The sequence below is a fragment of the Roseibium sp. MMSF_3247 genome, from assembly GCF_030733765.1.
Taxonomy (GTDB): Bacteria; Pseudomonadota; Alphaproteobacteria; order Rhizobiales; family Stappiaceae; genus Roseibium.
Window position 1 is genome coordinate 282,881 of sequence record NZ_JASHII010000005.1, and the last position, 12,678, is coordinate 295,558.

The window sequence follows — 12,678 nt, forward strand, 5'->3', positions numbered from 1 at the left end:
GGCCCGGATTTATGAGCAAAACCGTTTTACTCACAGCCGGTGGAACCGGCGGTCACCTGTTTCCCGCACAAGCACTTGCAAGTGAGCTGAGCCGCCGCGGCTGGACCGTCGAGCTGGCAACGGATGAGCGGGCCGACAAATACGGCACTGAGTTTCCAGCCCGCAAGGTCCACATCATTGCCTCCGCCACCATCCGCGGACGCAATCCGATTGCCCTGGCGAAAACCGCATTTCAGTTGCTGTTTGGCACACTGCAGGCACGTAAGGTGATCAAGGCATTGCAGCCGGATGTCGTGGCCGGTTTTGGTGGGTATCCAACCTTTCCGCCCATGTACGCGGCACGTCTCACAAACACGCCGTCGATCCTGCATGAAGCCAATGCCGTGATGGGGCGGGCGAACAAACTCTTGGCCAAAGGGGTGTCAGCAATCGCAACCAGCGTCCCGATCGAAGATCTTCCATTCGATTTGTCTAGCAAATTGGTCGAGACGGGCAATCCGGTCCGCGATGCTGTTTTGGATGCAGCTGAACTGAATTTCACTCCTCCGGGCTCTGGTGGCCCTTTGAAGCTGTTGGTTTTTGGCGGTTCTCAGGGCGCGCGGTTCTTTTCAGATCTCGTTCCTCCTACCGTTGCGGAGCTGTCGGATGAACAGCGAAAACGGATCAAAATCGTGCAGCAGTGCCGCCCGGAAGATATGGAGCGGGTCCAGAAAGCCTATCAGGATCTTGGGGTTGAGGCGGAGTGTGCGCCGTTCTTTACAGACCTTCCTCAGCGGATCGCGCAGGCGCATTTGGTGGTTTGCCGTTCCGGTGCAAGCTCTGTTTCGGAGCTGAGCGTGCTCGGCCGGCCGTCCATCCTGGTGCCGTTGCCGGGGGCGATTGACCAGGACCAGGCTGCCAACGCCAAAGTTCTTGAGAAAGTCGGCGGCGCATGGCCGATCCGGCAGGTGGATCTGCACCCATCACGCCTTGCCAAGGAATTGATCCGTTTCATGGATGAGCCGGAGATGCTGGAGGCAGCCGCGAAGGCCGCCAACACAGTTGCAAAACCAGATGCCGTCAAACGGCTCGCCGACCTTGTTGAAAGCGTCGCGCAAAACAAGGGAGTACGGCCATGAAGATGCCGCAGGATATTGGGCCGGTTCACTTCGTTGGGATCGGCGGCATCGGCATGAGCGGCATCGCGGAAGTGCTGAAAACACTTGGATATCAGGTTCAAGGATCTGACATGGCTGAAAACGCCAATGTTCAGCGTCTTCGCGCGAACGGGATTCCGGTGACTGTGGGCCATGCGGCTGAAAACCTCGGCGAGGCGGAAGTCCTTGTCGTCTCCTCTGCCATCAAGAAAGACAACCCGGAACTGGTAGCAGCCCGAGAAAAGCTGATCCCGGTCGTACGCCGTGCAGAAATGCTGGCCGAGCTGATGCGGTTCAAGCAGGCGATCGCAGTCGGTGGAACGCATGGCAAAACCACCACCACATCCATGGTTGCTGCCCTTCTGGATGCCGGGCATCTCGATCCGACCGTGATCAATGGTGGCATCATCAACGCCTATGGCACCAACGCCCGGATGGGCAAGGGAGACTGGATGGTCGTGGAAGCCGATGAGAGTGACGGAACATTCGTCAAGCTCCCGGCCGACGTTGCCATCGTGACGAACATCGATCCGGAACACCTTGATCACTACGGTGACTTCTCGGGCGTCCAAAAGGCATTCCGCCAGTTCATTGACAACGTGCCGTTTTATGGTTTTGCCGTCATGTGCCTCGACCACCCGGAGGTTCAGACCATGATCGGCAACATCGAGGATCGCCGGATCGTGACTTATGGCACCAACCCTCAAGCGGATGTGCGGTTCACCGATGTTTCGATGGATGGTGGCAAATCGATTTTCTCGGTGACCATCCGCGATCGCCGCAGCGGGGAAGAGACCGAACTCAGCAATTTGGTTCTGCCTATGCCGGGCCTTCACAACGTTTCCAATGCGACCGCGGCAATCGCTGTGGCCTCCCAGCTTGGCGTGTCGCCGGAGGATATTGAAAAAGGCATTTCGTCCTTCGGCGGTGTGAAGCGGCGCTTTACGTTTACCGGCGAAGCCAGCGGTGTTCAGGTTTTCGACGATTACGGCCACCACCCGGTCGAGATCAAGGCGGTGCTGCATGCAGCCCGGGAATCCACCGATGGCAAGGTGATCGCGGTTATGCAGCCGCACAGATACACCCGCCTGCACAGTTTGTTCGATGATTTCTCAAACTGCTTCAACGATGCAGACGCGGTCGTCATCACGCCGGTGTACGAGGCAGGAGAAAAGCCGATCGAGGGCGCGCGCCACACGGATCTAGTTTCCGGCTTGAAAACACGTGGTCACCGGCAGGTGCAGGCTATTAACGGCCCGGAAGAGTTGGCCTCTGTGGTGAAGGAATTGGCGGAACCTGGAGACTTCGTCATCTGTCTCGGTGCGGGCAACATCACCCAGTGGGCCTACGCGCTGCCGGATCAGCTGAACGCTCTGCAGAAGGAGGGGGCATGAGCTTTCCCAACCTTCTGGAAGAAATTCCAGATCTTGCTGAAGGTATCCGCGGTAAACTGACGCCAAATCAGCCGCTTTCTGCCGTGACCTGGTTCCGCACGGGTGGACCGGCACAGTTGATGTTTCAGCCTGCGGATGAAGACGATCTCGCAGTATTTCTCAAGAAACTTCCCAAAGACATTCCCGTTCTGCCGGTGGGCCTCGGCTCCAATCTCCTGATCCGCGATGGCGGGTTGAGAGGGGTTGTTGTCCGCCTCAGCGCAAAGGGCTTTGGCCAGATCGAGGAACTTGGCAACAATCGTCTCCGCGCTGGTGCCGCCGTTCCGGACAAGCGGCTTGCGGAAGCTGCGGCCAAGGCGGGTCTTGGAGGTTTTGCGTTTTACACCGGTATTCCCGGCGGACTTGGTGGGGCGCTCCGGATGAACGCCGGTGCCCATGGCACGGAAACACGGGACCGGATGGTTGAACTCACGGCGATCGACCGGGATGGCAACAGGCAAGTTCTCACCAATTCCGAAATGGGATACAGCTACCGGCTTTCCGGCGCCAGTTCGGATCTGATTTTTACATCGGCCGTGTTTGAAGGCGTCCCCCAGGATGAGGCGGCGATCCGCGAGGAAATGGCCGCGGTTGTCGAGCACAGGGAAAACGCTCAGCCGATCCGTGAAAAAACCGGCGGTTCAACGTTCAAGAATCCGGACGGCAATTCGGCCTGGAAAGTGGTTGATGCTGCCGGGTGCCGCGGATTGATGGTCGGCGGTGCGCAAATGTCCGAGATGCACTGCAATTTCATGATCAACACCGGTGATGCTACGGGCCACGATTTGGAGTTGCTCGGTGAAACCGTGCGCGCAAAGGCGCTTGAGGCCAGCGGTATACGGCTTGAGTGGGAAATCAAGCGTCTTGGAGAATTCGGGCCGAAAGGCGCGATTGAGCCATTCTTGGGGCAGGCGTGATCGGGCCGCCGGTCTCTGTCCACAGTTTCCATTAGTTGCGTTTTATTTGTGCCGCTTTCCCGGATTCAAGTCCGGGAAACGGTCTTATCAAGGGAGAACCCATCCATGACCAAGAAACATGTTGCTGTCCTGATGGGTGGTTGGGTCAATGAAAGGCCAGTCAGCCTTTCAAGTGGCAAGGAATGTGCAATCGCCCTGGAAGAAGCCGGATATCGTGTTTCACGGGTGGATGTGGACCGGAATGTGTCGGCCGTTTTGGCCGAATTGAAGCCGGATGTGGCCTTTAACGCCTTGCACGGCCCCTTTGGCGAAGACGGCTGCGTTCAGGGAATATTAGAGTTTCTTAACATTCCCTATACCCACTCCGGAGTGATGGCTTCCAGCCTTGCAATGAACAAGGTGAAGGCAAAAGCAGTCATGGCGGCAGCCGGGATTCCGGTCACGGAGCACAAGGTTGTGAACCGGCATGAGATCGGCCGGGAGCATCCGATGGAGCCGCCCTACGTGCTCAAGCCGATCAACGAAGGCTCGAGCTTCGGTGTCCTGATTGTCAAGGAAGATCAAGAGTTTCCGCCCCAGGAGCTGCACCGGGAAGACTGGCCGTACCCGGATGTGTTGATGTGCGAGAAATTCATCAGAGGCCGCGAACTGACCTGCGCAGTCAAGGACGATCAGGCACTTGGCGTGATCGACATCGTAACCCAGGGGCAGGAGTTCTACGATTTCGATGCAAAATATGCAGAAGGCGGTTCAAAACACATTCTTCCTGCAAAAATTTCACCACTTGTTTACCAAACAGCGGAGACACTAGCAGTTAAGGCGCATCAGGCCTTGGGGTGCCGTGGGGTATCCCGGGCCGATTTCCGATTCGACGAGCGCGAAGATGGAAGCGGGGACCTGATCTGCCTTGAAGTGAACACGCAACCAGGCATGACGCCGACCTCTTTGGTGCCCGAAATGGCCGCCTACAAGGGAATGAGCTTCAAGAACCTGGTGAGTTGGATGGTTGAGGACGCGAGTTGCTGTCGTTAGGTCGCAAACATAAACGGGACGCATATGCGCCGCTGGAAGCCGAGCTGGCTCCGCGCGGGCGCGGCGTTGCGCGTTTGCACCGGCAGCCTGTTTGGCGCGCGGCGGGTCGATTGGCGGACTTGCCACGCTGGACGGGGTCTGCAGCTGCTATCGGTTTCTTAACCTTAACGATTTCCTACGCAATAGTCATAGGTGGGCACGGGCGTGTCGTGAGCGATGCACTCTTGTCGGCGGTCGGTTTCGGGATTGAGGCCGTCAAGCTGTCCGGCCAGCGGGAAATCAACGAATTTCAGATCCTGGAAGCGCTCGAAATTCACGACGGATCGTCCCTGATCCTGTTCGATGCCGATGGCGCCCGCGAACGGCTGAACGACATGGCCTGGGTCAAGAATGCTTCGGTGATGAAGTTCTACCCGAGCACATTGCAGATCCGGATCGAGGAGAAGGTGCCTTACGCGCTTTGGCAGCGGGGTGATCTGGTCTCGATTGTGAACGAGGCAGGGGAGGTCATCACCGATGAGGTCGATGGTCGGTACGCCAATCTTCTCCTGGTGGTCAATCACGGCGCGCAGCGCCGGGCCGGTGAGATCAGCGCGGCGCTTGCGACAGTGCCGGATCTTCGTCCGCGTGTGCGTGCTGCATTTCTGATCAGTGATCGCCGTTGGGACTTGAAGTTAGAAAATGGGATTTTTGTCCGCTTGCCGGAAGAGAATATGGAAGCCGCTTTGGCTGAATTGGTGAGAATGGACAAGGAAGACGGGTTGCTTGCCCGCGATATCATGGCCATCGACATGCGCCTGGAGGACCGGATCACGGTTCGCTTGAGCGAAGAGGCCGCGGAACAACGCAAGATCATGACCGGTGGTCGTGGACGCTCGGGCAATGAAGGGCGGGACACATGAGCCGGTCTGATCAGCCCTTGTATTTGCCAAAGATGCGCCCGCTGCCGAGTCGGCGTTCGGTCGTTATGTCGGTCCTCGATGTCGGATCAACCAAGATCTGCTGCCTGATTGCCAAACTGATCCCTCAAGACGATAACGCGATCCTGTCCAGCCGGTCCCACAAGGTCGAGGTTCTCGGCTACGGTTATCAGCGGTCCCGTGGCATCAAGTCCGGTGTCGTCGTTGACATGGATGCGGCTGAGCACGCCATCCGTCTTGCTGTCGACAGTGCCGAGCGTATGGCTGGGGTGACCGTTGAATCGCTGATCACGAACATCAGCTGCGGCCGCCTTCAAAGCGAAATCTATAGTGCAAGTGTCCCGCTGTCCGGCGAAAGCGTCTGTGAAGCGGATATCCAACGGGTTCTGTCCGCCGGCTCCAGTCACTCTGTGACAGATGGTCGTGCAGTTACGCACGCGCTGCCGATTTCCTACACACTGGACGGCAGCCGGGGCATCCGGGATCCACGCGGCATGATGGGCCACAAGCTCGGCGTCGACATGCAGGTTGTTACGGCAGAAGTGCCGCCGGTCCGGAACCTGGAACTTTGCATCAACCGCGGTCATCTGCACGTTGAGACCATGGTGGCAACCCCGTTTGCCAGCGGCCTGTCGACAATCGTGGACGATGAAGCGGAACTCGGCGTCGCCTGCATTGATATGGGCGGTGGCACCACAACGCTGTCCGTCTTCGTAGACGGTCATATGGTCCACCTCGATGCGATCGCTGTTGGCGGTAACCACGTCACCATGGATATCGCTCGGGCATTCGCGACGCGTCTGCAGGACGCTGAACGGCTGAAAACACTTTACGGCTCACCGCTGGCTTCCAGCTCGGACGAACGGGATATGCTGACCGTTCCACCGCTGGAGAGCGACAGCGATTTGCCAAACCAGATCCCGCGCTCGGCGTTGACCCGTGTCATCCGTCCGCGCGTGGAAGAAATCCTTGAACTTGTGAGAGATCGTCTGACGGCGTCCGGCTTTGCCGGGCGGGTCGGCAAGCAGATCGTTTTGACGGGGGGTGCCAGTCAGCTCACAGGTCTTGGTGAGGTTGCGCGTCATATCCTTGGCCGCAACGTCCGTCTTGGCCGGCCTCTAGGCGTCGCCGGTCTTCCCGAGGCAGCAAAAGGTCCGGCATTCGCCGCGGCTGTTGGCCTCCTGATTTATCCGCAAGTCGCGCAGATCGAGCAGTTCGAACACAAGAACCGCAGATCCGGGTGGGGCGGGCAATCTGGCTATTTGGCTCGTGTGGGTCAATGGATCAGGGAAAGCTTTTGAGCAAATGACAGACGACAAGAGCCTAGAGTTGGAGCTGCCAGGAGTGGCAGAGGAAATTAGGGAAGAAGAGGGTTCTCCCGTATCGGGGGCGCCAGCGGGTCGCGAGGATAACATGACCATAAACCTGAAGATGCCCGACATTCAGGAACTGAAGCCGCGTATCACGGTCTTCGGTGTCGGCGGCGCGGGCGGAAACGCCGTCAATAACATGATCACAGCAGGTCTCCAGGGGTGCGACTTCGTCGTGGCCAACACGGATGCCCAGGCACTGGCAATGAACCAGTCCGATCGTCTCGTCCAGATGGGCGTGGCCGTTACGGAAGGTCTCGGAGCCGGCTCCCAGCCAGAAGTTGGCGGGGCAGCGGCCGAAGAAGTGATCGATGAGATCAACGATCATCTGTCTGGATCGCACATGGTGTTCATCACGGCCGGTATGGGCGGTGGTACCGGCACCGGTGCAGCTCCTGTGATTGCCCGTGCAGCGCGCGAGCAGGGCATCCTGACCGTTGGTGTTGTTACCAAGCCGTTCCAATTCGAAGGTGCGCGCCGGATGCGCATTGCCGACAGCGGCATCGAAGAGCTTCAGCGCAACGTTGATACTCTGATTGTCATTCCGAACCAGAACCTTTTCCGGATCGCCAACGCACAGACGACGTTCGCTGATGCGTTTGCAATGGCCGACCAGGTTCTTTACTCCGGTGTTGCCTGCATCACCGACCTGATGGTCAAGGAAGGTCTGATCAACCTCGACTTTGCCGACGTCCGCTCTGTCATGCGCGGCATGGGCAAAGCGATGATGGGCACCGGCGAAGCCTCTGGCGAAAAGCGCGCTCAGCAAGCTGCTGAAGCCGCAATTGCCAATCCGTTGCTCGACGAATCCTCCATGAAGGGTGCAAAAGGTCTGCTCATTTCCATCACTGGCGGCAATGATTTGACGCTCTTTGAAGTGGATGAAGCAGCAACCCGGATCCGGGAAGAAGTCGACGCGGACGCTAACATCATCCTTGGTGCGACCTTCGACGAGACGCTGGATGGCATTATCCGCGTGTCGGTTGTTGCAACTGGAATTGACCGGGAGGAGGGCCAAATGGCTGGCACGTTTCCCGGAATCACAGCTCCAGCTCTGAAATCCGAGACCATTGCGCCGCGTACTCCGGAAATCCAGACGAAGCCTGCACCGGCTGCAGAAATGCCGAAGGTTCAGGAGGCTGCAGCAAAGGCGATGGCCAGCCTAGAAAAAGAACTGGCGATCCCGGAACCTGCCGCAGTTTCCGTTGCCAGCGACCCGGATGTTGAAATCAAGAAGGTGCAGCCTTCGCGGGCTCCAGTCGCAGAAACATCTTCGATGATGGATCTGGAAAACGACACGCCCGCACCGGTTGCTGATGTAGCGCCGATGGCGCAGCCATACATCCCGCCGGTAGCTGAAGAGCATGCCGCGGCCCCGCGGATGCCACGCGTTGAAGATTTCCCGCCGATTGCTCAGCGTGAAATTCTCGCCAGCTCTGCTCCGGCCAGCGCCCCGGCAGCACAAGAGGCGCAAGCTCCGGCCGATCCGGCTGCGGATCTGGAGCATGATGTTGAAGACGAACGGCGCCCAATGGGTCTTCTGCGGCGTCTTGCCAGTGGTCTTGGCCGCAAGGAAGACGAAGAAGAGCACCACGAAGAGGCTCCCGTTGAGACTGTCCGTCCGGCAGCGCAACTTCGTCCTGCACCGCGTGCACCGCAGCCGCGGTCTCACAGCGAGGGGGCAACCGGACAACTTGATAGCACTGGCCGTTCGGCCCCAACGCCGATGAGCCAGTCAGAAGACGATCAGTTGGAGATCCCGGCGTTCCTGCGCCGGCAGGCCAACTGATTCGACCTGCGATCTTCTTCCCTGATCGCAACGGCCCGAAGTCACGACTTCGGGCCGCTTTCGTTACACTGAGTCAAATGATGTGATAATTCAATGGTTTGCCAACCTGTGAATCGTTACAAACCGTAATAAAGCTTTATTTCGCCCTACCGTAATTACCGACTATGTTGCCCGCAGCTGGCGATTGTTAAAAGTCCGTAACTTTGCACGTGCAAATGACTGACCATTACCGGCGCCAAACCGGAAGGGTAGGGGAATATGACCGCATATGTAGACCGACAGACAACGCTCGCCGATCAGGTGACGCTGACAGGTATCGGTGTTCATTCGGGTAAACCTGCGTCAATCACATTGGTGCCTGCTGAAGCTTGTGTGGGGGTTGTGTTCTCCCGCACCGATAGTGATTCTTCCAAGGAAATTCCGGCGCTTTGGGACAAAGTGTCTGCAACCGCATTGTGCACCGTTCTCGATGATCCGTCCAAGGATGGCATTTCGACCGTTGAGCACCTGATGGCTGCGCTGTTTGGAATGGGCATCGACAACGTCATCGTTGAAATCGACGGCCCTGAAATGCCGATCATGGATGGTTCCAGCCACGCGTTTGTCGAGGCGATCGAGCAGGTTGGCATCAAGAAGTTGGACCGGGGCCGCCGGTATCTGAAAGTCAAGAAAACCGTTCGTGTCGACAACGGAAGCGCCTGGTGTGAGCTGCATCCCTATGACGGCACGAAGTTTGACATCACGATTGACTTTGATACGCCTGCGATCGGCAACCAGAAATTCGTGTCCGACATGACGCCGGACGTGTTCCGCAACGAACTCTGCCGGGCGCGGACCTTCGGTTACGTGAAGGATGTTGAGCAGCTCTGGAAGATGGGCTTCGCGCTCGGCTCTTCGCTGGAAAACTCCGTCGCCATCTCCGACGACAAGGTTCTGAACCCGGAAGGCACGCGCTGGCCGGATGAGTTCGCCCGCCACAAGGCGCTTGACGCGGTTGGTGATCTGGCGCTTGCCGGTCTTCCGATCCTAGGGCTTTACCGCTCCTTCAAGGGTGGTCACAAGATGAATCACTCTATTCTGGTCAAGCTGTTCGAAGATCCGTCTGCATTCGAGATCGTCGAATCTCCGGCCTTCCGCCAGGTTGGCCAGGTCGACAAAGGCGGTTTGGCTGCTGCAGCAGCTTTTGGTCCGGACGTTTCCTGATACTTTTCTTTCAAGGGAGGCCCGAACGCCTCCCATTTTTATTTCAGGCGAAGCTGGTGTTTGTGGCGGCTTGCCACAAAAAAGCTTAAAAAATCCGGCAGATCGCGTTTGAAAGCGTGACGGGGGCGGTTCGTTTCCGCTAAACACTCGTGTTATTGAAATCGGGAATTTCTGCGCCGCTCGGTGCAGGGCTGTGTTTGGGCTGATATGTGCAGCTCGGGAGATAGGGTGTGAACGGAAGACAACTCGGCTTTTCGGCGTGGACGGCTCCACATCTCAAGCGTTTTTTGGCTCTTGCGGTTTTGGCTGCGCCCTTGGCATTGTCAGCGTGCAGCAGCAAGGACGAGTTTGATGAGCTGGCGCTGAACGACACCCCTGCGGAGGTTCTGTTCAACGAAGGCCTTGCACTGCGGGCACAGGGCAAACTGAGAGATTCGACTGCCAAATTCGAGGAACTCGACAAGCTTTACCCGTACTCGGAATATTCCAAGAAGTCCCTGGTGAACCTTGCCTATCTCAACTACACGCGGGGCAAGTACACGGAGACCGTGACATCCGCCAATCGGTTTGTAACGCTTTACCCGGGCGATCCGGATTCCGCCTACATGCTCTACCTCGTTGGCCAGAGTTACTACCGTCAGATGCCGGACATTACACGGGATCAGGCCACGACCGAGCGCGCAGCTTCCGCGTATGGCGAGCTGATCCAGCGCTTTCCTGAATCGGAATACGTGCCGGATGCCCAACGCAAGCTTCTGATCGTTCAGGACCAACTTGGCGGCAAGGAAATGCAGGTGGGCCGGTACTATCTGGAGCGCCGGAATTACGTTGCAGCCGTGAACCGCTTCAAGACCGTTGTGAACAACTATCAGACCACCCGTCACGTGGAAGAAGCGCTCTTTCGTTTGACCGAAGCCTATTATGCGCTTGGGGTGATCAGCGAAGCCCAGACCGCTGCTGCGGTTCTAGGGCACAACTTCCCGGACACGCAGTGGTACAAAGACGCTTACACTCTCTTGAACAGCGGCGGATATGAGCCTTCTGAAGACAGTGGCAGCTGGATTAGCCGCGCATTCAAGAGTATCAAGCTCTAAACTAGACCGACTCGAAAAGGCACCTATGTTTTAGGTGCCCGCCCGAGCCGATTTCTAAGGAGCGCTCTGTTCATGCTGGTCACGTTGTCTATCCGTGACATTGTTCTGATCGACCGTCTGGATCTTGAGTTCGCCGCCGGAATGTCTGTGCTGACAGGCGAGACCGGCGCCGGAAAATCCATTTTGCTGGATTCCCTGTCTCTGGCGCTTGGCGCAAGGGGCGATGCTGATCTTGTCCGTCATGGAGAGGGGCAAGGACAAGTGACCGCTGTCTTTGATGTCGAGATGGTGCATCCGGTCCGCGCTTTCCTGAAAGACAACAGCATCGACGATGACGGGGACGTCATTTTGCGCCGGGTTCAGGCCGCAGACGGGCGCACGCGCGCTTTCATCAATGATCAGCCGGTCAGTGCAGGGCTTTTGCGGCAGGCAGGTGCTCTGCTGGTGGAAATTCATGGTCAGCATGATGACCGGGCCTTGGTTGATCCGGAGAGCCACCGGGCTTTGATCGACGTGTTTGGCGGATTGACCACCGATGTGGACGCCGTGGCAAAAGCCTACCAAGGCTATCGGTCAGCCGAAAAGGCTGTGTCAGATCATGAAGCCCGCATTGAAGCAGCCCGCAACGAAGCGGATTATTTGAGATCCTCTGTCGAGGAACTCAGCCAATTGAAGCCGGAATCTGGTGAAGAAGATCAGTTGGCGGCCCGGCGCACGGATATGATGGCGGTCGAGAAGATTGCTGGGGATCTGAGCGATGCCTACGAAACCCTGAACGGATCCGCATCCCCGGTCCCTGAGCTCGCCAGTCTTTTACGGAGGTTGGAGCGGAAGGCCGATCAGGTTCCGAACCTGCTCGGGCAACCGGTCCAGCATTTGGCAGGCGCCCTGGATCTCCTGGAAGAGTGCCGCTCCGGGCTGGAAGCGGCCCTACGGGAGACCGAGTACGATCCGCGCGAACTTGAGGCTGTAGAGGAGCGGTTGTTTGCGCTCCGTGCTGCGTCGCGGAAGTATTCCTTGCCCGTTGACGAACTGAGTGCTCTTGCCGAGCGCATGGCCGCCGATCTTTCCGATCTGGACGCCGGTGAGGACAAACTGGCCGCTTTGGCCGATGCGGCTCAAAAGGCCCGTGCCGACTATGACCGGAAGGCTACAAACCTCTCAGAGAAGCGGCGCAAAGCCGCTGCGCGCCTTGAAAAGGCTGTTGAGACGGAATTACCGGATCTGAAGTTGGAACGTGCGAAATTCATTGTCGAGACCGCAAGCGATCCGGAGCAGCGGGGCCGGTCCGGCATCGATCAGCTGGAATTCCACGTTCAGACCAACCCGGGCACCAAGCCGGGCCCGATGATGAAAGTGGCCTCCGGCGGTGAACTTTCGCGGTTTTTGCTGGCTCTGAAAGTGTGTCTCGCCGACAAAGGATCGGCACCGACGCTGGTTTTTGATGAGATTGACACCGGCGTTGGCGGTGCCGTGGCCGAAGCGATCGGTCTGCGGTTGGCCCGGCTTGCAAGCAACGTGCAGGTTCTGACCGTGACCCATGCGCCTCAGGTCGCGGCAAGGGCTGAGGGGCACTTCCTGATCGCCAAGGAGGCGACAGACCCGGACCGGGTGGCAACGCGGGTGAAGCGGATTGATGAGGACCATCGCCGGGAGGAAGTGGCCCGGATGCTGGCGGGCAGCGTCATTACGGATGAGGCGCGGGCGGCAGCTTCCCGCCTTTTGTTACAGAGGGCAGGCTAAAAAGAAGGCCCGCTGGAGAGGCGGGCCTTTGCGCAGTTGGC

10 protein-coding genes are annotated in these 12,678 nt (G+C 58.1%); all 10 read left to right on the forward strand.

Features of this window, described 5'->3' with window-relative positions:
* Positions 1-11 precede the first annotated feature (11 nt).
* The 10 genes from murG (at position 12) to recN (ending at position 12,637) form a co-directional block, all read left to right on the forward strand.
* Complete coding sequence (murG, locus tag RBB44_RS18040) at positions 12-1,118, forward strand: undecaprenyldiphospho-muramoylpentapeptide beta-N-acetylglucosaminyltransferase (RefSeq protein WP_306148999.1); 1,107 nt, start codon at positions 12-14, stop codon at positions 1,116-1,118.
* On the forward strand, positions 1,115-2,530 hold the full coding sequence (gene murC, locus RBB44_RS18045; RefSeq protein ID WP_306149000.1) for a UDP-N-acetylmuramate--L-alanine ligase: 1,416 nt from the start codon (positions 1,115-1,117) through the stop codon (positions 2,528-2,530). Before murG ends, murC begins: the two co-directional genes overlap by 4 nt.
* A complete protein-coding gene (murB, locus tag RBB44_RS18050) occupies positions 2,527-3,486 on the forward strand; it encodes a UDP-N-acetylmuramate dehydrogenase (RefSeq protein WP_306149001.1) in 960 nt (319 codons plus the stop codon). The genes murC and murB overlap by 4 nt, the downstream gene beginning before the upstream one ends.
* Before the next feature lie 105 nt (positions 3,487-3,591).
* Positions 3,592-4,518 (forward strand): D-alanine--D-alanine ligase, encoded by a 927-nt coding sequence (locus RBB44_RS18055; RefSeq protein WP_306149002.1) that lies wholly within the window; start codon positions 3,592-3,594, stop codon positions 4,516-4,518.
* A gap of 209 nt (positions 4,519-4,727) precedes the next feature.
* Positions 4,728-5,420, forward strand: coding sequence for a cell division protein FtsQ/DivIB (locus RBB44_RS18060; protein ID WP_306149003.1), 693 nt, complete (start codon positions 4,728-4,730; stop codon positions 5,418-5,420).
* Positions 5,417-6,739, forward strand: a complete 1,323-nt coding sequence (ftsA, locus tag RBB44_RS18065; protein WP_286189929.1) for a cell division protein FtsA — start codon at positions 5,417-5,419, stop codon at positions 6,737-6,739. The genes RBB44_RS18060 and ftsA overlap by 4 nt, the downstream gene beginning before the upstream one ends.
* A gap of 112 nt (positions 6,740-6,851) precedes the next feature.
* Positions 6,852-8,597 carry a cell division protein FtsZ gene (ftsZ, locus tag RBB44_RS18070; protein WP_306149004.1) on the forward strand — a complete coding sequence of 582 codons (1,746 nt, stop codon included), beginning with the start codon at positions 6,852-6,854 and terminating at the stop codon, positions 8,595-8,597.
* Positions 8,598-8,855: 258 nt separating this feature from the next.
* Positions 8,856-9,800, forward strand: coding sequence for a UDP-3-O-acyl-N-acetylglucosamine deacetylase (lpxC, locus tag RBB44_RS18075; RefSeq protein ID WP_306149005.1), 945 nt, complete (start codon positions 8,856-8,858; stop codon positions 9,798-9,800).
* 287 nt (positions 9,801-10,087) lie between these two features.
* Positions 10,088-10,894 (forward strand): outer membrane protein assembly factor BamD, encoded by an 807-nt coding sequence (locus RBB44_RS18080; protein ID WP_133947586.1) that lies wholly within the window; start codon positions 10,088-10,090, stop codon positions 10,892-10,894.
* Between the two features lie 72 nt (positions 10,895-10,966).
* On the forward strand, positions 10,967-12,637 hold the full coding sequence (recN, locus tag RBB44_RS18085) for a DNA repair protein RecN (protein ID WP_306149006.1): 1,671 nt from the start codon (positions 10,967-10,969) through the stop codon (positions 12,635-12,637).
* The last annotated feature ends 41 nt before the right edge of the window (positions 12,638-12,678 follow it).